The organism is Pseudoalteromonas fuliginea (genome assembly GCF_000690055.1).
Classification (GTDB): Bacteria; Pseudomonadota; Gammaproteobacteria; order Enterobacterales; family Alteromonadaceae; genus Pseudoalteromonas; species Pseudoalteromonas fuliginea.
In genome coordinates this window covers 90,318-111,156 of the sequence record NZ_JJNZ01000017.1, presented here as the reverse complement: position 1 = coordinate 111,156, position 20,839 = coordinate 90,318, and the positions used below count along the sequence as shown (strand labels likewise).

At 37.5% G+C, this 20,839-nt stretch carries 14 protein-coding genes; 4 read left to right on the top strand and 10 right to left on the bottom strand.

Annotated features, from left to right (window positions below; genetic code table 11):
- Position 1: 1 nt before the first annotated feature.
- The 5 genes from DC53_RS14725 to DC53_RS14745 all read right to left on the bottom strand — a co-directional run bounded on the left by DC53_RS14725 (position 2) and on the right by DC53_RS14745 (position 5,106).
- A complete protein-coding gene (locus DC53_RS14725; protein ID WP_008137331.1) occupies positions 2-571 on the bottom strand; it encodes a Maf family protein in 570 nt (189 codons plus the stop codon).
- Positions 572-1,051 (bottom strand): rod shape-determining protein MreD, encoded by a 480-nt coding sequence (gene mreD / locus DC53_RS14730; protein ID WP_007378603.1) that lies wholly within the window; start codon positions 1,049-1,051, stop codon positions 572-574.
- Positions 1,044-1,886, bottom strand: a complete 843-nt coding sequence (gene mreC, locus DC53_RS14735; protein WP_188085246.1) for a rod shape-determining protein MreC — start codon at positions 1,884-1,886, stop codon at positions 1,044-1,046. The genes mreD and mreC overlap by 8 nt, the downstream gene beginning before the upstream one ends.
- Positions 1,886-2,929 (bottom strand): rod shape-determining protein, encoded by a 1,044-nt coding sequence (locus tag DC53_RS14740; protein ID WP_002958401.1) that lies wholly within the window; start codon positions 2,927-2,929, stop codon positions 1,886-1,888. Before DC53_RS14740 ends, mreC begins: the two co-directional genes overlap by 1 nt.
- A 134-nt stretch (positions 2,930-3,063) precedes the next feature.
- Positions 3,064-5,106 (bottom strand): SUMF1/EgtB/PvdO family nonheme iron enzyme, encoded by a 2,043-nt coding sequence (locus DC53_RS14745; RefSeq protein ID WP_033028843.1) that lies wholly within the window; start codon positions 5,104-5,106, stop codon positions 3,064-3,066.
- A 920-nt stretch (positions 5,107-6,026) separates the two neighbouring features.
- On the opposite strand from DC53_RS14745, the gene DC53_RS14750 reads away from it, so the two are divergent.
- A complete protein-coding gene (locus tag DC53_RS14750; RefSeq protein WP_033028842.1) occupies positions 6,027-6,935 on the top strand; it encodes a 1-aminocyclopropane-1-carboxylate deaminase/D-cysteine desulfhydrase in 909 nt (302 codons plus the stop codon).
- On the opposite strand, the gene DC53_RS14755 is transcribed toward DC53_RS14750, so the two are convergent.
- The 4 genes from DC53_RS14755 to DC53_RS14770 all read right to left on the bottom strand — a co-directional run bounded on the left by DC53_RS14755 (position 6,932) and on the right by DC53_RS14770 (position 13,923).
- Positions 6,932-8,614 (bottom strand): EAL domain-containing protein, encoded by a 1,683-nt coding sequence (locus DC53_RS14755; protein WP_239462843.1) that lies wholly within the window; start codon positions 8,612-8,614, stop codon positions 6,932-6,934. The genes DC53_RS14750 and DC53_RS14755 overlap by 4 nt on opposite strands.
- 448 nt (positions 8,615-9,062) lie before the next feature.
- Positions 9,063-11,492, bottom strand: a complete 2,430-nt coding sequence (locus tag DC53_RS14760; protein WP_239462844.1) for an ATP-binding protein — start codon at positions 11,490-11,492, stop codon at positions 9,063-9,065.
- A gap of 317 nt (positions 11,493-11,809) precedes the next feature.
- A complete protein-coding gene (gene ssb / locus DC53_RS14765) occupies positions 11,810-12,535 on the bottom strand; it encodes a single-stranded DNA-binding protein (RefSeq protein WP_007378609.1) in 726 nt (241 codons plus the stop codon).
- A 20-nt stretch (positions 12,536-12,555) separates the two neighbouring features.
- Positions 12,556-13,923 (bottom strand): MFS transporter, encoded by a 1,368-nt coding sequence (locus DC53_RS14770; RefSeq protein ID WP_007378610.1) that lies wholly within the window; start codon positions 13,921-13,923, stop codon positions 12,556-12,558.
- Positions 13,924-14,085: 162 nt separating this feature from the next.
- Here DC53_RS14770 and uvrA point away from each other — a divergent pair, with 162 nt between their 5' ends.
- Positions 14,086-16,905, top strand: a complete 2,820-nt coding sequence (gene uvrA, locus DC53_RS14775) for an excinuclease ABC subunit UvrA (protein WP_007378611.1) — start codon at positions 14,086-14,088, stop codon at positions 16,903-16,905.
- An 81-nt stretch (positions 16,906-16,986) separates the two neighbouring features.
- Here uvrA and DC53_RS14780 read toward each other — a convergent pair whose 3' ends face one another.
- Entirely contained in the window at positions 16,987-19,131 is a 2,145-nt protein-coding gene (locus tag DC53_RS14780; RefSeq protein ID WP_033028841.1) for a transcriptional regulator, read from the bottom strand.
- A gap of 281 nt (positions 19,132-19,412) precedes the next feature.
- Between DC53_RS14780 and DC53_RS14785 the strand changes: the two genes are divergently transcribed.
- Both DC53_RS14785 and DC53_RS14790 read left to right on the top strand, forming a co-directional pair.
- Complete coding sequence (locus DC53_RS14785; protein WP_007378670.1) at positions 19,413-19,778, top strand: hypothetical protein; 366 nt, start codon at positions 19,413-19,415, stop codon at positions 19,776-19,778.
- Between the two features lie 36 nt (positions 19,779-19,814).
- Positions 19,815-20,735, top strand: coding sequence for a TraB/GumN family protein (locus DC53_RS14790; protein ID WP_007378669.1), 921 nt, complete (start codon positions 19,815-19,817; stop codon positions 20,733-20,735).
- Positions 20,736-20,839: the final 104 nt, after the last annotated feature.

Sequence of the window (20,839 nt, the reverse complement as noted above, 5' to 3'; positions counted from 1 at the left end):
GTTACCTTCTTAAGAATGCTTGTAATAATTGTTCGGTCTCATATAAAGGTAAGCCTACAACACAAAAATAGCTACCCGAAATATGAGTAACAAAGCGACCGCCTAAACCTTGTATTCCATAGCCACCGGCTTTATCTTGTGGTTCACCACTTAGCCAATATGCTTTTATTTCTTCATCGGTGAGGGTTTTAAACGTAACGTCAGTACTTACTACGCAACTAAGTATTTTATCTTTACTAGCAAATGCGATAGCCGTTAACACTTGATGTGTGTTACCTGATAAGCGCTTTAATGTTTGCGTAAAGTCAGCTTCATCACGAGGCTTACATAAAGACTCGTTATCAATAACAACCACTGTATCACTACCAAGCACCGGTCGGTCGGTATAGCCAAGCTCAACACCTAAGCTTGCCTTTAAACGCGCTAAACGCTCTACATAATTATGCGGCTGCTCATTAGGCAACTGGCTTTCGTCTGCATCAACACTAAATTGCGAAAACTCGATGCCTAACTGATTTAGTAATTCTTTACGGCGGGGAGAGGCTGATGCCAAATACACTGAGGTAGTCATTTACCTGATCCTAAAATGTCTGCGGTACTTACGAAGTAATGAAAATACCCAAAACCAACTCACCATACCGGTAAGCACTGGCCATAAATATTGTGGATTAAAATAAACACCGAGTAAAAAGTGATTTAACCAAAACTGCATTAAATGATAAAGCGTTAAAAACAAACCAATTAATAAGCTTTGCTGCCAAAGCGAAAAATTACGAATTTTTTGGAAATTGCTTGCAGTTACAAAAATACAAATCGAATAAGTCAGTGAATTCACACCAAGTGGCGAACCAGAAGCTAAATCAATTAATAAGCCAACCACCCATGCTGTAGCAATATTTAAACGATGCGGTAATGCAAGTGACCAATACATCAAAACAAGTAATACCCAATCAGGGCGAAATGGTTCAAACGAAAAAGGTAATGGCATTAACGCCATAACTAAGGCAAAAAATATGCTCAACCCTATTAACAATGAATAACGGCTAATCATTATTTAGACGCTCCTGCTTATTGCGCCACAAAATAACTAATAAACGAATACGATCTAGCTGAGCAATTGGCTCGGCATATACTTGAGCAAATGGCTGACCTTCATCTCGGTTAATTTCAGTTACAACAGCCACGGGGTAGCCTTCTGGGAATGTGCCGCCTAAACCTGACGTAACGAGTACATCGCCAATACGCACATCTAAGCTATGTGGCACATGCGAGAGTTTAACGACATTAATTTTACCAATGCCTTCGACCACGGTGCGCACATCATTACGTAAAATACGTACCGGCGTAGCATGTGTGGTGTCTGTCATTAGCAATACCCGTGATGTCGTCGATCCTACTTTAGTAAGTTGCCCTACCACTCCCATTTCATCAATAACGGCTTGCCCCTCACTGAGTTCATCGGTTGTACCACGATTAATTACCACTTGGTGACTATATGGATTTGAATGAACTGAAAGCACTTGCGCAATAATTTTACGATTAGACTGCTTTGCCGATGAGCCAAGTAAGGCACGTAGTTTTTGATTTTCTCTGGCTAAGAATTGATATTGCTGAAGTTGCTCACTTTGTAACATTTGCTTTTTTTTAAGCGCTTCGTTTTCAGTAAGAAGTTGATCCCGTGTATGCAGGCTTTTGGCACTAAAACTAAAAAGTTCGTATGGTAAATTAGCAACATAAATTAACGGGCTAACGAGGGTATTGAGGCTAGTACGAACAACCGTACCACCTTGTGTGTATCTATCACCAATTATGAGTACGATACTCAAAAACACTGCGACAAAAAGTCGCAGTTGTAAGGAGACGGCTCGTCCAAACATTAATTTCATTAATCGTAACTAAAAACATCACCACCATGAACATCGATCATTTCCAGCGCTTTACCACCGCCACGTGCAACACATGTAAGTGGATCATCGGCAACAACAACCGGAATACCCGTCTCTTCCATCAATAAACGGTCTAAATCTTTTAGCAATGCACCGCCGCCAGTCAATACCATTCCGTGCGCAGAAATATCTGACGCAAGCTCTGGTGGAGACTGTTCTAGTGCAACCATAACTGCACTTACAATACCCATTAATGGCTCTTGTAGCGCTTCTAAGATTTCGTGTGAGTTAAGTGTAAATGAACGCGGAACACCTTCTGCAAGGTTACGACCACGCACTTCTATTTCGATTGGCTCGTCAGTTTTAAACGCAGAGCCAATTTGATGCTTAATGTTCTCAGCTGTTGCTTCACCAATTAAGCTACCAAAGTTACGGCGCACATAGTTAATAATCGCTTCGTCGAACTTATCGCCACCAATACGTACAGATGATGAGTAAACAACACCGTTAAGTGAAATAATAGCAACTTCAGTTGTACCGCCACCAATATCAACAACCATAGAACCGGTTGCTTCTGATACTGGTAAGCCTGCGCCAATAGCGGCTGCCATTGGTTCTTCAATTAAGTAAACTTCACGAGCACCGGCACCCATTGCAGATTCACGTATTGCTCGTTTTTCTACTTGAGTAGCACCACATGGAACACAAATTAGCACACGTGGACTTGGGCGCATAAAGTTATTGTTGTGCACTTGCTTGATAAAGTGCTGTAACATTTTTTCTGTTACATAAAAGTCAGCAATTACACCATCTTTCATTGGACGAATTGCTTTAATATTACCTGGCGTACGACCTAACATTTGCTTTGCTTCAGTTCCTACTGAGGCTACACTTTTAGGTCCACCAGCACGCTCTTGGCGAATAGCTACAACTGAAGGTTCGTTTAATACAATACCCTCTTCTTTTACATAAATTAGGGTATTGGCTGTACCCAAATCGATCGATAGATCGTTAGAAAAAATACCACGGAGTTTTTTAAACATGAGGCTGGATGACCTTTGAAATACGTTCTTATGTTAGCTGCCTTACTTTAACATGCTTAGTTATGTGAGCAATATAAAGCGCAGCTGCCTTTGTAAATTTGTGAAAAAAGGAAGCTAAGCTTCCTTCTTAAATTTTATCGTTCACGTACTAGACGAAAACCAATGTAATTAGATCTAAAATCAGGTGCTAAAATTAAGCGCGTTGAAGCACGAGCAAGACTTGGTGCAAAATTCCACGCCCCACCTCTTACTGCAATATCAGATTCACCTGATTCTTTATTGGTCCATTCCCATACATTACCTACGGTATCGTATAGTCCAAATGCATTCGGTGAAAAAGAACCAACTGGTGCAGCGCGCTTATTTGACCATTCACTACCACACCAACCACAGTTAGCTAAACCTTTACCAATTTCGTTACCCCAAGGGTATTCGGTTTCAGTACCGGCTCGTGCAGCATATTCCCATTCAACTTCATTAGGTAAACGAAATTGCTGCCCGGTTTGACCTGATAACCATTCTGCATACGCTTTAGCATCGTTATAGGTTAAGCATACAGCAGGAAAGTTACTATTTTGATCAAATCCTGGGTTGCGCCAATTTAAGTTTGCTTCCCATACTGGTTCGCCATTTAAATAATATGCGCACCCTTTATTTTGCTCTGCTTGTGTTTTGTAACCGGTATTTGCTACAAATTTTTCATAGGCTCCAACGGTCACTTCTCGACTTTGCATCGCAAATGAATTGGCGATCACTTTTTCAACAACCGGACGCTCATTCGCTAAACCATTACCGTTAATATCGCCCATTTTAAACTTGCCTGCTGGAATAACAACAACAGCGGTCTGAACATTTTCATTTAATACATTTATATTTTCATTAACCTGACGGGTAGTCACTTCTGTTTGCTCACGAGTGTATGTCGGTGCAGCAATCGACTCAGGCTTTTTTACTAAATTTACATGAATAGTCTGTGCTTTATTTAAATCTACACGTGCTTGGTAGGGTTTGTAACCCAACTTACGCACTTCTACATTATGAACTCCACGCGGTAAACTAGTTACTAAACGAGTGGAACCAAAACTAACACCATCAATAAAAACTTCGTCGTCGTAAACATTAGAGCGAAGCGTTAACTCTACCTGTTTATTGTTATCATTTGTGGTAATAACACGATTATTGCTAGCAACAGGTTTCATTGTGTAATTACTTACTGACGGCTCATCTAAACGAGATACCTGAACTGTTGCGCTATTATCCGCGCTATTACTGAATGTTAACTGACTATCTGAAAAAGTAGTGCCATAAGTCGGCTGATACACAGCGGTAAGTGGTGTCCCATACTCAGAACAATAATGGTTATCAACACTTAGTAAGTTACATAAACGACTGCTGTTGACTTCACCACGCATTGTGACGCTTAAATTAACGTTGTAATTACCTTGCCCACTAAAGGCGCTGCTCACTACATGACTACTTAAAATTTGTACTTGAGCGCCCGCCATATTACGTTTTGGCTCTACTAAGCGCTCTTCCGTTAAGTTGGCAAAAATTTGGTCTACAAAACGTTTTGTTGCTTTTTGTAAGCCCATTTGTTGGCCGCGTTGTTCACAAGCTGCAAGTGTTTCGGTGCGTTTACAGTTAATTGTATGATTAACTTCTAGCGTACCCTCACGCGTAAACTCATTACGTAAACGTTCAACTCGCGCTGTTGTTAGTTGCTCTTTTAAACTCTCTAAGGTGTTTAGTAACGTATGCTTAGCAACACGGATCTGTTCAATGTCTTTACGGTGGGATGCAATTGCCGCCAACTGCATAGAAATATCGTCTTTATTTTGCTTGTGATCAACCACCGCTTTTTGATAACGCGACTGAGTTGTACTGATATCTAACGTAGGATCGTCAATTAAGCGACGATACATTTCGTTCATTGCGTCAAGTGCTTGGTTTTTTTCTTTATCTAATTCAGTTGAACGAGAACGAAGTAACTCCAGTTGAGTTTGTAACTGATTTTCTTCTTTAAGATGTTTATCAAGTATTCTTGTCGAGCTATCGTATTCTGTTTGTTTAATACTAATTTCTGACTCAATTCCAGTTACAGTTGCTGTATCTTGTGCAAATGCACTACTAGCTAACAAACTAGCTGAAATTAACAGAGATAAAGGAGTAATTCGCATATATTCCAGTCCCAAAAAGCGGCAATTATTTGGTCGTTATTATTTTTTATAATTAAAGCCTTATGCTATGTACTTGCAGCACAAAATACAAGCTTTGTTCAATTATTATCTGAGTTTACAACTATTCACGTGTACCACGCCAGTAAATAACCCGATCATTTCCCTTTAAGCGGCAAAATTATAAAATAGCCACAAGTTCACTTCCCGTCTTTTCAGTATTAACAAGACTTTTGTATTGCATTTAAAAATATGACTTTATAAATAACGCGACCTAACCTGAACTCTAGGTAAGGGACTTACCAGAGCCTGTTGATCTTTTAAGAATCAAACTTGTTCTATCTAGGGGCTATTTAATCGCGGCGCGAAATTTGTAACCTCGTAGGCTTAGTAACTGCTTCTGCGTTACTCTAATGACTTACGTCCATGTAAGAATAAATAAAAAATAAATTGCCCCTAAGACGATCCCAAAGGACAACGCAGTTGGCATTTATGCTGCTTATCGAATAGTTTTATGCGCTATTTTATTATCGTTAAATAAACCCTATATAAGCAGGTTGGTATAACCACATAACATAGACTCTGCCTTGCCTAAAAACCAAACCTGCTGCTGAAAATTCAACCCCGAAAGGAAAATAGACCTTGGACCTTAAAACATAGAGCTATGATGATATTTAAATCTATTATCCAACGTTCATATACCTTTATAAAAATCACGATAAGGTTTTTAATGCTTAATTGCCCAAGCATAAACTAAGATATTTCTACATCCATGTATTGATACGCTACATGTGTAGATTACTTGCCTATGGTGCACCTTTAAAAATACAATGTAGCACTCTAAAATAATAGATTAACCCTAAGTAGGCTGCGGATTAATCATATATTTATTATCAATGCACTAAACAAAAACAGAAGATAAAATGTCTAAGCAATTAAAAATAAAAGAAAATAATTATATTCAAAAAATAGACTCTCAGCTTCTAAAAAACAAAAATATCTCTGTGAGTATTCAACGAGATGACTTAATACACCCATTAATAAGTGGTAATAAATGGCGTAAATTAAAATATAACCTAGCCAATATGCAGAAACTTGGAAAAACTGAATTACTGACTTTCGGAGGCGCCTTTTCAAATCATATTCATGCTTGTGCTGCTGCCGGAAAAGAATTTGGTTTAACTACGCACGCAATTATACGAGGCCCTGAGCTCGACAGTAATAACCCCACACTTGAATTTGCAAAGCAATGCGGAATGAAGCTGCACGTTGTTAATCGTATTGAATACCGACGACGAAACGATGATGATTACTTAAAGTCACTTCAAGCTCGCTTTCCTAATGCCTATATACTTCCTGAAGGTGGTACTAACTCTTTTGCTCTATTGGGCTGTACTGAGTTAGCAAAAAGCCTTCCTAAGCATGACTACCTAATTTGTCCTACAGGTAGTGGCGGTACATTAGCGGGTCTAATTGAAGGCAGTGAAGAAACCACCCAAATAATAGGGGTTGCTGTATTAAAACAAGCAGATTACTTAAAAAAAGAGGTAGGTAAATTAAGTAATAAAGCCGATAAGCAAAATAATTGGCAACTACTCACTGATTTTCACGATGGAGGGTATGGTAAGTTCACACCCGAACTATGGCAGTTCTGTCAAAAAATGAGTGATGAACATCAACTTCCTTTGGAGCCAATTTATAGTGGTAAAATGATGTATGCACTTTGGCAATTAATTGAAAAAGATTTTTTCCCTACAGGTAGTAAAATTATGGCGATACATACAGGAGGAATGCAAGGTTTAAACGGGTTAAGGTATAGAGATCTGATTTAATGAAATACGGCCTGAGTGAGTTCCTCTAACGGCTCTGAAAAATAAAACCCTTGAGCCCCTGCTACCCCTAATTTTGTTAGCATTAATAGCTCTTTTTGAGTTTCAACACCCACCGCAAACACAGGTAAGTTTAATGTATTACTTATACTTATAATTGTTTTTATTTGATTTTGGTTTTGTGTTTTTTCATCCACTAGATGTACTAACTCATACGATAACTTTAACCCACACACCTCTTGGTGGTCAGCTAACTTCATTAAATTTTCACTACACTTTACATTATCGATGATAATTCGAGAGCCTCCTTTTTTCATTATTATAAATACGTCCTTTAAAGCCTCATGATGATTAAAAAACTCGACTTCACTTATTTCAAATTGTAACTTACTACTCAGTTTAAAATCATTAATTTGAACGCTAAACCAGCTCCAAAACTTTTTGTTTATCCAGCTGTCAGAACATAAATTAACACTTACGGTTAATTGCGAAGGCTCTGCTAATAGTAGTTTTTTAACTTGAATTAAAACACCTTTATCTAATATTAAAGTATCTTGGCGGCTATACGTTTGATCGATAAAATAGCGAGCAGCAATCAAACCATGCTTACTGTGCCTAACTCTAAGCAATACTTCATGTTGTAAAATATCGCCACTTGAGAGTTCGAATAGAGGCTGAAAAAAAAGTATAAACTTATTCTTTTTAATATTATCGATAACTTGTTTACTAGAAAGTACTCGTGTTTGACTTTGATTTAGAGGTAATCGATGACAATGCTTTAACAAGCTACGTTGGGATAAAACTAAAGCAGCTTTTGCAAGCTGATAAACAGTTGCTTGATCAGCTCTAAGCCGATAATCACATGCACCGACTTTAATGTCTTTTCTGGTGATATTTTTTTGATAGTTTCTGCATGCTAAAAAAATACTTTTATGTAAATGTTGTACATATCGTTCAAGTTCTGAAAAAGGAACCTCTGATAATGTAATCGCTAAGTTACCGCAATTTAATAACCTTACTGAAACACAACTCAATTCAGAAAAGTTTTTCACCATTAACACTTCAAAGCTGGCTTCTTTATCAATATTGTTATCAAAATGGCAATTACATTGAACCAGTACAAACAAGCTGTGACATACAGGTGCTGTTGTGTACAGCGAGCTTAATTCGAAATTTTTTAATACTTTAACAACCTGTGTATTGTGCTCTTTAACTGATGGAGTTGTGCTGGCGAGTAAGTTTTTCGAACGTGAAATATTGTTGACATGTAACGTGTTCCACCAACGATAAAACCAGCTAGCAGCTCCAAACATAACCAAGTTAAGCAATATAAATAAATAGCTTTCTATTATCCATACAGGAGGGTGGTATAGATTTAAGCTCAGCGTTTTATAGTTATAGACCTCTAGCTCTAACTTTATAATATGACCAAAGTGCGTAAGAGATGAATTCGGCTTAAGCATAAACCCTTCATTTTTTACGAGGGCTGCAAGTATCTTATTATTTGAAGAGGGGGTTATTTCAAGTTCAAAAACTTGTTTAACTAATAGCTGGCCTGAGTGATGTATTTTTTCATGTAATGCATCATTCAAAATAAAATTAAAACCCAAAATTATTAATGCAAGCAGGGAAAAATAGATGACTTTAAATTGATTAAAAATCCAGAACCTTTCCTTTTGCATAGCTTGCCCACTCGTTAAATTAATAACTAAAGTGTTGTTCAAGATCCCCATTAGCACAAGTCAATAAAGCAAGTTTAAATGTTCATTACTAATTTTAAAAAAGCTCTATATAAACGAGGAATTATGAATTTAAGCGATCTAAAGCAATGATTATCATTCCACTGACTCTCTATAGATCTCCTAAATAGAGCATTGATCAATAATCCCGACAGGCAAACAGTATATTTAACCTGAATCGTGACTAAATAATTTACTAACACATTGAACCATAATGTACTTAAATTTATTTTCGTTAGCCAGCTACGGCTATCATATGCTCAGCATTTATGGGCCTAATTTGATCTATTTTAATATCACAAAATAAGACATAAACACTTAATTTATATTAAATTGAAGTCAACAAAATTAAACGACTATATATATTTTTAGATTCCTTAAATCTCTTTAATTACTGTGTTTTATCGAAATAATCTGAGTTGCTTTTTAAACACTGATCAATAATACGATACAGCTCAGATGCTTTGGTCGGCTTGGCCACATGTGCATTCATGCCAACGGATAAATAGTATGCAATATCATTTTCCATAACATTAGCTGTTAAAGCGATGATTGGAATATTGGCAATCGTTTTATCGCTGTCATTTCGTATCATTTTACTCGCTTCAATACCATCCATAATTGGCATATGGATATCCATTAATATTAAGTCGAATTGTTGAGATTTATGGGCTTGAATACATTCAAACCCATTATCGACTAAATGAATTACCACACCTTTTTTCTCCAACATTGCGGTAATAACTAATTTGTTAATCTCGTTATCTTCGGCTACTAACACCTTTAAACCAATTAAAGATGGATGATTAGCTGAATTTTTTGAATCTAAAATACTGGTTTGAATTGAATTGAAAGAATCTGCAATAACAATTTTCTTATTAACTTTTACTTTCACTGATGCAGTAAATTCACTGCCTAAATGTTGCGTACTTACGACAGAAATATCGCCTTCCATTAACTTACACAAACGTCTACTTATTGTTAAACCTAATCCTGTGCCGCCAAAGTTTCGGGTCGTAGAGCTATCTTCTTGCGTAAATGCATCAAATAAGTGAGATACGTTTTGAGGTGCGATACCAATGCCTGAATCTTTAACAATAAAGTGTATTAATATTGATTCATCATCGTTCAGTATTTGCTCTGCATGAATGCAAACAGACACCTTCCCGTGTGAAGTAAACTTTATTGCATTAGAGCATAAATTTAATAGCACTTGATTAATGCGAACAACATCTCCGACTAAATCAGGTGGAACATTTGACGCTACATTAACTATAAATTTAATGCCCTTGTCCTGAGCTTGGTTTTCAAACGTTGTTTTTATGTAATCTACAACAGCGTTAACCGAAAAAGGAAATTCTTCGAGGTTAGTATTTCCTGATTCAATTTTAGAAAAGTCTAAGATATCGTTTATCACGATTAACAATTGATCCGAAGAGTATTTAATTTTATCTAGGTACTGCCTTTGTTTTAGTGGCAATTCACTTTCAAGTAAAATATTGGTGAGGCCTATAACTCCATTCATTGGGGTTCTTATCTCATGACTCATATTAGCCAAAAACTCTGATTTAACCAAAGCTAAATGCTCCGCTTCATCTTTTGCTGTTAATAACTCTTTGGTTCGTTGCTCAACACGAAATTCTAGTTTTAATTTTTCGCTATCTAACTCTTTTAACAGCTGTACGCGTTTGCTATTCAAAATTAAAAAAAACATTAAAAAACTACTTAGCGTTAATATAATAATAATTGCGCTATAAATAAGCATTTTGTTTTCTTCAAAATAGGTAGGTTCGTAATAGGAAAGCATCGACCCTTGGGGTAAACGTTGAGGATCTATTTTAAACTTTTTTAATTGTCTCCAATCATAATAGTGCGCACTGAGTTTTTCATCATCAATCGGTTTTAAGCTTTTATTTTCCTTAAAAAAAATGATTGATTCTGCGATGCGATTACCAATGGTTTCGCCCGATAATAAGTACCCGCCAACAATACCAGAACCTAATAACGCATGCCAATAACTAAAAATAGGAGCTTGGTTATCACTTGTTAGTAATTTTACAAACTGAAAAGGACTTAACTGCTTCCCCTTATACTTTCGAAAAATAGGAGTAAACAATACAATGGCATCAGATGGGGCATTATTTATTTTATTTATTAAGGTCTCGGTTGGCACATCAAACCATTTTTTTATCCTCAAATGAGGAAAATCATTACCAATAACCGGAAGAAGATTTTGATAAAAATTACGCCCCATGTCATTCGTCGTATCTAAAATAACAATGAGCTCTTTTGGGTTTATTAAATTAACTGCATCTTGAGTTGCCTGCTTGTAGTCTAATTTAGCATTTATTGTAACCGTATTGATACTCTCAGGTACTGTAAAATTAGCGCCTGGCTCTAGATATATTTTTGGTACATCTGGGAAAAAACCATAAAATTCAGTCAATAACGCTGCAGCTGATACCGATTGAGTAACAATGATATCAATTTTTCTGTTCTGATACTTTTGCTGTAAATACAGTTTCATCACTTTTTTTTGCTGTACTTCATCAAAGCGACCAACATCCATATTTTCAACAAAGAGATCAAAGTCAAAAGCTTGTCTAGTTAATTCTGCACGTAATCCAACCTCAACACTTTTCTGCCATGGCATATCTTGATTTATAGAATTAATTAATAGAACTTGCGTAGTCTCGGATGATACTTGAGCATGCAAATTAGCACTAAAAAGCTGAAAAAATAGAAATACTGTTACGATATGAGTTTTCATATTTCCCATAGCTTCATTTAAAAAAGTCTGTAGAGGATAGATTGCAATCATTTATATATCAACTAATACAAATTACATAAAATAAAATGAGCAACTGATACGATTGGCAAATACTTCTACAACAGAGAAGAAACAAAGTAGATAAGTTATTTAGCTCGCAAGAATGAGTCATATTTTAATAATATTGATATAAACATTAGCTTCAGTTACGTGGCTAATTGTTTAGATAATAGTGACATAGTGTTTTATAGATACACCATGTCATTTTTACATCTTTTTAAAAACAAAAAACCCAGTTTTTACACTGGGTTTGGTTTAACACTTTAATTAAAAGCGATTTATATTTACACTTTTAAATTATACGTAAGCTAGAACGGAATATCGTCATCAAAATCAATGGTTGGTTCCATTGGGTTTGATGCGCCACCTTGCGGAGCACTTTGTGGTTTAGGAGCGAAACCACCTTGTTGCTGCGGTGCACTATTTTGTTGTGGTGCAAAGCCGCCTTGCGGTTGTTGGTATTGGTTATTTTGTTGTGGTGCTGGCGCTGACTGAGGTTGCGCTGCAGGTGCTGCTTGCTGTTGTGGAGCATAACCACCTTGTTGCTGGTTATTTTGGCCTTGATTATTTTGACCGTAACCACCACTTTGTTGAGCACTTTGCGCTTGATTACCTTGGTAACCACCACCTTGTTGCCCACCTTGCGGCTGATTACCTTGGTAACCACCACTTTGTTGATCGCCACCACGTGCGCCCAACATTTGCATTTGACCAGTAAAGCCATCTACAACTATTTCTGTAGTGTATTTTTCTTGGCCTTGTTGATCGGTCCACTTACGTGTTTGAAGCTTACCTTCAACATAAATTTGTGAACCTTTACGACAATATTCACCAACAATTTCAGCTAACTTGCCAAAAAATACAACACGGTGCCACTCAGTTTTATCAACCATTTGGCCAGTGTTTTTATCTTTATAGCTATCTGAAGTTGCTAAGGTAATATTTGCTACACCGTTGCCGTTAGGCATATAACGAACTTCAGGATCTTGCCCTAAATTACCAACCAAAATTACTTTGTTCACACCGCGTGCCATGAAACCATCTCCTATAAATGTTAGATTAAACCAGCTACTTTACGCGCTTGGTCTAGGTCAAATTCTTTATCATTAATCTTTAAATAGCTGCGACTTTCATCGCGAACCACAGTTGCTTCTATTACGCCTGGTAAAGCAACTAACTGAGAAGCAAGTGTTTGAGCATGCTCTTCAGAATCTAATTTGGTCATTAAACTAATAACTTTACTTTTGGGTGGGACTTGCATTTTCCACGCAATAATAAGCCATATTAACCCAACAAGTGCCGCTGCCGCAAACACAGCTTGCGTCGTTGTAGTTTGTGCTACATAGCCACCTAACATACCGCCCAAAAAGGCGCCTAAAAACTGACTAGATGAGTAGCCACCCATTGCTGAACCTTTTTGGCTTGCAGGTGCTATTCGCGATACAAGCGCAGGCATAGTGGCTTCTAAAAAGTTAAACGCCACAAAATAAAGCAGCATACACACAGCAATGCCTACTACACTATTAACCCATACCGACATTGCTAACATACTAATAGTTAACAAGGCTACTGAGCCAATGAACGCTTGTTTTTCTTTCTCTTTTTTAATGGCCACAATCATTATTGGTACCATTAATAAAAAGGCTAAAAACAACACTGGGATATATAAATACCAATGCTGGTCGGCAACCAAACCATCTTTAATTAATTGACTCGGCAGTACCACAAAAATTGTGGTTAGCGTTAAATGCAATAACAATACACCTGCATTTAATCGTGCTAACTGAGGGTGTTTAATTAATTTTTTAATGTCGCTAAAGCTTGCTAATGTATCGCCCTTGGGTGCTTTATTTACCGCCTTTGGCACTAGCATGGTCACTATAAATATACCAAAGACAGCTAAAATAGCAGTCAACCAAAATACACCCGCAATACCCCACGAAGCTGCAACAATTGGTCCAAGTAACATAGCAAAGGCAAAGCTCATTCCTATGCTCATACCAATAACGGCCATTACTTTTGGTCGTTGCTCATCGCGGCTTAAATCTGAAGCAAACGCGAGTAGCGCACTGGCTATTGCGCCCATACCTTGTAGAGCGCGGCCTACGGTAACCATTTGGATAGAGTCCGCTAATGCCGCAACTACAGAGCCAATAGCAAATACAACTAAGCCACCAACAATAACCTTTTTACGACCAATCTTATCGGATAATCGACCCATAGGTATTTGTAATACAGCTTGCGTTAAACCATACGCACCAATGGCAAAACCAATCCAAATAGGCGAAAAACCTTCAAGCGATTGTCCATAAATAGCCAATACAGGCATCAGCATAAACAAGCCGAGCATTCTAAATGCAAACACACTCGCCAGTGATACAGCGGCGCGTTTTTCTCGTGAATTAAGTGAAGATGCGGTCATTATCTGCGTGATCTTACTCTATGAAAAATTGAGGTTGGGATTCTACCATAAGCTTGGCAATAATTAATCGCCTATAAGTAAGGATTTTTCATTGATCAAGGATTAATATTGCTTCGTATTATGCGATACTGAGTAAATAATTTTGGTAATAAACGAGATAGCATGGAAAACATTGAAGTCCGAGGCGCCCGCACGCACAATTTAAAAGACATCAGCCTAACCATCCCACGTGATAAATTAATAGTTATTACTGGCCTATCTGGTTCGGGGAAGTCATCACTTGCATTTGATACACTTTATGCAGAAGGGCAGCGCCGGTATGTTGAATCACTCTCTGCGTATGCAAGACAATTTTTATCGCTTATGGAAAAGCCTGATGTAGATCACATTGAAGGCCTCTCTCCTGCCATTTCTATTGAGCAAAAGTCAACGTCTCATAACCCGCGTTCAACCGTAGGTACTATTACCGAAATTTACGATTACTTACGACTCATGTTTGCCCGCGTTGGCGAACCACGATGTCCTACACATGATTTACCACTTGCTGCGCAAACAGTGAGCCAAATGGTAGATACTGTTTTGGCTCTACCTGAGGGCAGTAAATTAATGCTGCTTGCGCCAATAGTAAAAGAGCGTAAAGGTGAGCATGTTAAGTTATTAGAACAGCTATCTAGCCAAGGTTATATTCGCGCCCGTATAGACGGTGAAGTATGTGACTTGTCTGATCCTCCAACGCTTGAGCTTCATAAAAAACATACAATAGAAGTTGTTGTAGACAGATTTAAAGTAAAAGATGGCTTACAACAACGCTTAGCAGAATCGTTCGAAACTGCACTTGAAATGTCTAATGGCGTTGCACATGTAGCATACATGGATGATAGCAGCGCTGAAGAGATTCTATTTTCAGCAAATTTTGCCTGCCCTACTTGTGGCTATGCAATGACTGAACTTGAGCCGCGTTTGTTTTCGTTTAATAACCCAGCTGGTGCGTGTCAAACCTGTGATGGTTTAGGTATACGTCAATATTTTGATCCTAATCGCGTAGTGCATAACCCGGAATTAAGCCTTGCTGGCGGTGCAATTAAAGGATGGGATAAACGCAGCTTTTATTACTATCAAATGCTGCAAGCGGTTGCGGATCATTACAATTTTGATTTAGACGTGCCTTATCAAGATTTAGACAGCGACTCGAAAAAAATTATTTTAGACGGCTCTGGTAGCACTAAAATTGCGTTTAATTACCGTAACGACCGTGGCGATTTAATTACGCGTAACCATGAGTTTGAAGGCGTTTTAAATAACATGAATCGCCGCTACCGCGAGACCGAGTCAAACTCTGTACGCGAAGAACTTGCTAAATACCAAACAAGCCAAGCGTGTCCTAGCTGTCATGGCTCGCGCTTACGCGAAGAGTCTCGAAATGTATTTATTGGACAAACCAACTTACCTGCAATCACATGCATGAGTATTGGTGAAGCCATGGAATTTTTTGAAAGTTTAGAGTTAACCGGACAAAAAGGCCAAATAGCTGAAAAAATATTAAAAGAAATTCGCGACCGTTTATCGTTTTTAATTAACGTTGGCCTAAATTACTTATCACTTGAGCGCAGCGCCGATACATTATCAGGTGGTGAGGCTCAACGTATCCGCTTAGCCAGTCAAATTGGTGCCGGTCTTGTAGGTGTAATGTACGTACTAGATGAGCCATCAATTGGGCTACATCAACGCGATAACGACCGCTTACTACAAACACTGGTCCATTTACGCGACTTAGGTAACACCGTTATTGTGGTAGAGCACGATGAAGATGCTATTCGAGCCGCTGATCATATTATTGATATTGGTCCAGGTGCGGGTGTTCATGGTGGGCATATTATTGCACAAGGTACACGCGATGATATTTTAGCAAGCAAAGAGTCTGTTACGGGCCAATTTTTATCAGGCGTACGTAAAATAGAAATACCAAAAGAACGTCACCCAACGAACGACAAATGGCTAGAACTATTTGGCGCAACGGGTAATAACCTTAAAAATGTGGATTTAAAAATCCCATTTGGTTTAATGACCTGTGTGACAGGTGTATCGGGCTCGGGGAAATCAACGCTAATAAACGACACTTTATTTAAACTTGCTCATACAGAGCTAAATGGCGCAACCACTGCCGAAGCGGCACCGTATAAATCAATTAGCGGTTTAGATCATTTTGATAAAGTGATTGATATTGATCAAAGTCCGATTGGTCGTACTCCGCGTTCAAATCCGGCAACCTACACAGGTATATTTACCGGCATTCGTGAGTTATTTGCAGGCACACAAGAAGCGCGTTCACGTGGCTACAAAGTAGGTCGCTTTAGCTTTAACGTTAAAGGCGGACGCTGTGAAGCGTGCCAAGGTGATGGCTTAATTAAAGTTGAAATGCACTTTTTACCTGATGTGTATGTACCGTGTGATGTGTGTAAGAGCAAACGCTATAACCGTGAAACGCTCGAAGTACAATACAAAGGTAAAAACATACACCAAGTACTTGAGATGACTGTTGAAGACGCTCATGATTACTTTGATAAAATACCGGCTATTGCCCGTAAGCTTAAAACCCTAATGGACGTTGGTTTATCGTATGTCCGCTTAGGTCAAGCCGCTACCACTCTTTCAGGTGGTGAGGCGCAACGTGTAAAACTAGCACGCGAGCTATCAAAGCGTGATACAGGTAAAACACTCTACATATTAGATGAGCCAACAACAGGCTTACACTTTGCTGATATTGAGCAGCTGCTTGTTGTACTTCATCGTCTGCGCGACCACGGAAATACAATTGTTGTTATTGAGCACAACCTCGATGTTATTAAAACAGCAGATTGGGTGATAGATTTAGGACCTGAAGGCGGAGCTGGCGGCGGTGAAATACTCATTGCAGGCACGCCTGAAGAAGTAGCCGAATGTGAGCGTTCACATACTGGGCATTACTTAAAGCCATTGCTTTAATACCAATAAAAAACACCAAGTAGTTTAACTACTTGGTGTTTTTTATATTTAGCTCCCGACTGTTAGTCCTTGATAAACTTTTTATTCATCCCAACTAATTTGTATAATTTGCATATCTTTGTATTTAGCACCCGTGAATAAAATTTCGTTATCTGAACTCACTTCAAAACCAATAGGTCGAAAGTCCACGTGTATATCTTGTATAGTTTGATCGTGTAAATTTAGTCTAGCGACTCTAGAAATAGAATCTGAATAATAGAAATAGTCTTTGCTAACTCCATATGCAACTGACTTTTTGGCGTTTTTAGGTAATTCCCAGCTTTGCCTATCTGAAAGGCGAATTAACTGATTATCATTGGTTACGTACCCGTTACCTTTACTATCTGAAATGAGTTTATTAGCTTTTATACCTTCAATTACACGTGTATCACGTGTTACTAAATTAAATTCTGCCAATATATTTTTTGAACCAAGTCGCTTAACATAAATAATGCTGTCGTTATTTTTTGACCAAATATAGCTTACTATTTTATGCTTATTAAATTCTTCAAATGGATAAAATTTTTGAGCGTTTACGTCATAAAGTGAAAAGCCTTTATTTTTCATGAATATCATGCGTTGCTTATTAGGAGAGGCTCTTAGTCCTCCCAATACAAAAGTTGATGAGCCATCATCGTAATTAAAAAAGCTAAGTTGCTTTGTAAGACCATTTTGAGAGAGCCACAATTGACTGCTGCCAGAACGCTCTGATACAAAAACATGTGCTGTCCCTTCCTTATTAATTATTTCAGCAATGTTGTACTCGTCTTTATCACTTTTATAAAGTGCTTCATACTCAGGATTATCACCAAAAGGGTCTGTAGCTTTAATCAGCGAGTATGCCTGTGTCATATTTTCCGAGTAAAATAGGCTGTTATCAGAGTGAACTGCAATATAATAAGGTGAAATTGCTGGGGTAACCGTTAGTGTGCGTTTAATAATATTATTTTCATCAAACACAATGGTTGAAAGCTCAGAGTCTTCAAAAACAATCACGCCTTTATCGTCTGCAAGCCAGTCAAACGCGAAGCTAATTATGCTTTTCTTTGCTTTAAATAACCGCTTGGTTTCATGAGTCTCAAAGTTGTAGCTAAATACAGAAAAAGGCTTACCCTTTTGACTAAGTACATATGCTATTTTACTACCAGAATGAGATAAACGAGGCATGATTACGCCATACATGACGCCTGGTGGTGGGATCACTATGAATTCTTTTTTAAGTTCTAAATCATATTTATATAAACCTGAACCCTCATGCTCATTTTTATATTCGGTGTAATAAATATGCTCACCACTTTCGTCTACTTGCGCATAACCTGTGTATCTAAGGTCGCACTTTTTAATTAAAGTAGCCTCTCCTATAACAGGAAACTGGCTTAAATCAACCAGTACCATTTCACACTTTTGCTGCTTTAAGTTGGTCGCTTGTAACAACACAGAGTGCTGATTTAACTGCCACGATAAAATAGATACTTGAAAGCCAGGATAGGTAATTTCAACTTCCCTTTGATCAGATAGTCGCTTTACAAATGCATGCATTATGTCATTTTCAGGTTCAACATTTGTATAAGCTAAATATTGTTTATCTGAGGACATCTCAGGGTGAACCTCACTGCCTATATTCCACGTGCTTGCTACCTTATTAACCGTGATCTGTTTAATATTTTCGCTAGAAGGTGCATTAATAAAAAACAACCCAAACCATACTAAAGAGCACAGGCAAATAATGACGAGTAAAGAATAAATCAAAAACTTTTTACTATTCTTTTTTTGAACTGGTTGAGAAGTAGTTGCAGTAGCTATCTCTTCATTTTTGGCAGAAATACCCGGTGAGTCAGGCAAAATGTTTGCAGACTCTTTGGAGACGTTTGCTTGCGTTAAACGCTCAGCTATTACTGTTAGGCTATATCCTTTACGGTAATGCGTTTTTAAAAGCGGCGCTTTTTCAATTGGGTGGGCAAGCTGCTTTCTTAACTCTGAGATTGCACGGTTAATCGCATTATCATCAACAAAGCTCTGTTGCCATACACTCTCAATAAGCTCTTGGCGGGAAACGATTTGTTGAGGCTTGTCTATAAAGTGGAGTAATAACTTTACTAAAAGTGGATCTAACTCTCTTTCTAAATGGTTTGAAGTAATCACACAGCGATTACTAATAAATTGCCAAGGTCCGATTTGATAATTCATAGTCTTTACGTATTTTTATTTTTATAAACCGTATCACATCTACACTTTATTTTATAGAAAAAGCATTTTAAACCTTATATTAGCATTATAAGGTTTAAATCTAACATACTAAATTTAAACAATTATTTAGTTTCAAAACCTTATCTATTAATTGCTCACAACTAGATAAGCGACTCTCAATAAATTCAGCGATATTCTTTAAACCGTCATCAACAAGCAGCTTAGTAAAAAATCATTTGTGATTCTAAATTGGCTGCAATTAAAAATATAAAGGTTTAATTATGAATAGCACAATGAAAAAAGTACTACCGGCTTTACTACTAGCAACTGCTTTTAATACAACTTCAGTTATTGCAGCTGACGCTAAACAACACACCGATCAAAGTAATTTTGAGCAATACATGATTGGTAAAAGTATAGAGGCGATTAACCCTGTTAATCAAAAGCTGCAAAAAGCAAACAAAATAGACGCTTCTGAGTCTTTAAAAAGTAATATTGATACGCAAACGTTACTTTCTTTAATGGATGAAAAAATATCAGCTGAGCTTGACTCTTCAATGAGCAAAATAAACACGCAAATTGATAAAAGCCTTTCAAAGGTAACATCGTCAATCACTGCATATTTCAGTAATGTGTTATCGAACTAAAAACAATAAAATTAAAAGTTATATTAAGGAATTATCATGAAAAAATTCACAAAAAAATTAGTATCTGCCAGCGTATTACTTAGTTGTAGCTTTTTAGCAAATACAGCACAGGCTCAAAGCTCTGTATGGCAAGTAAGTAATGGCAATGACTCACTATTTATTGGCGGTACAGTTCACATACTACCTAAAGCTGAAATGCCACTGCCCGCTGAGTTTAACCATGCTTATGAACAAGCAGATACAATTATTTTAGAAGCACCGTTACCTGACCCAGCCGACACCAATGCACAAATGCAAATGTTAGGCGCGCTATCGTATAAAAATAACGAAACGTTAAGTCAAAAGCTAGAACCCCAGATTAAAGCTTCACTTGAAAATAAGCTTAGCGAGTTTGGCGCTAACCTAGCTAAGTTAGATGGTTATCGCCCTGCTATGGTTAGTATTGTTTTAATGTCGATGGAGCTTCAAAAACAAAATATAATGGGTGAAGGGGTTGATGCTTACTTTACTAAAAAAGCGACTGAAGATAACAAAACAAAAAATTACTTAGAAACAATGGAATTTCAGTTAGAGCTTTTTAAAGCAATGGGTCAAGGCAACGAAAACGATTTCATTAAACGTAACTTAGCCGAGCTTCACAACTATAGCGATATGTTTAAAGGGCTTTTAGCTGCATGGCGCAAAGGTGATACAGACACCCTAAATAAAGTGGCACTTGAAGATATGCAGAAAAATGATCCGAATAGCTATAAACAAATCATTACAGATAGAAATAATGATTGGTTACCAAAAGTAGAAGCCATGTTTAACAACGACAAAAATGAGTTTGTACTTGTTGGAGTTGCCCATCTTGCAGGACAAGATAGTTTACTTACCTTACTTGAAAACAAGGGCTATAAAGTTTCTCTAGTTGATATTGATAGCACGGCAGATATAACAGTAAGAGGGGCTGAATAATGGATAAAACAGACAAACTAGCTATATCGCTACTGTTTCTATTTGGGTCTATCATGTTGATATGTGCTATATAAAAAATGCCGCTAACAAGCGGCATTTTTTAT

Coding starts and splice junctions, on each gene's coding strand:
- DC53_RS14725 (WP_008137331.1), bottom strand. CDS start 571: ATGACTACCTCAGTGTATTTGGCATCAGCCTCTCCCCGCCGTAAAGAA.
- ssb (WP_007378609.1), bottom strand. CDS start 12,535: ATGGCACGCGGTGTGAACAAAGTAATTTTGGTTGGTAATTTAGGGCAA.
- DC53_RS14785 (WP_007378670.1), top strand. CDS start 19,413: ATGAATAGCACAATGAAAAAAGTACTACCGGCTTTACTACTAGCAACT.
- DC53_RS14745 (WP_033028843.1), bottom strand. CDS start 5,106: ATGCGAATTACTCCTTTATCTCTGTTAATTTCAGCTAGTTTGTTAGCT.
- DC53_RS14790 (WP_007378669.1), top strand. CDS start 19,815: ATGAAAAAATTCACAAAAAAATTAGTATCTGCCAGCGTATTACTTAGT.
- DC53_RS14770 (WP_007378610.1), bottom strand. CDS start 13,923: ATGACCGCATCTTCACTTAATTCACGAGAAAAACGCGCCGCTGTATCA.
- mreC (WP_188085246.1), bottom strand. CDS start 1,886: ATGAAATTAATGTTTGGACGAGCCGTCTCCTTACAACTGCGACTTTTT.
- DC53_RS14755 (WP_239462843.1), bottom strand. CDS start 8,614: ATGCAAAAGGAAAGGTTCTGGATTTTTAATCAATTTAAAGTCATCTAT.
- mreD (WP_007378603.1), bottom strand. CDS start 1,051: ATGATTAGCCGTTATTCATTGTTAATAGGGTTGAGCATATTTTTTGCC.
- DC53_RS14750 (WP_033028842.1), top strand. CDS start 6,027: ATGTCTAAGCAATTAAAAATAAAAGAAAATAATTATATTCAAAAAATA.
- DC53_RS14780 (WP_033028841.1), bottom strand. CDS start 19,131: ATGAATTATCAAATCGGACCTTGGCAATTTATTAGTAATCGCTGTGTG.
- DC53_RS14740 (WP_002958401.1), bottom strand. CDS start 2,929: ATGTTTAAAAAACTCCGTGGTATTTTTTCTAACGATCTATCGATCGAT.
- uvrA (WP_007378611.1), top strand. CDS start 14,086: ATGGAAAACATTGAAGTCCGAGGCGCCCGCACGCACAATTTAAAAGAC.
- DC53_RS14760 (WP_239462844.1), bottom strand. CDS start 11,492: ATGATTGCAATCTATCCTCTACAGACTTTTTTAAATGAAGCTATGGGA.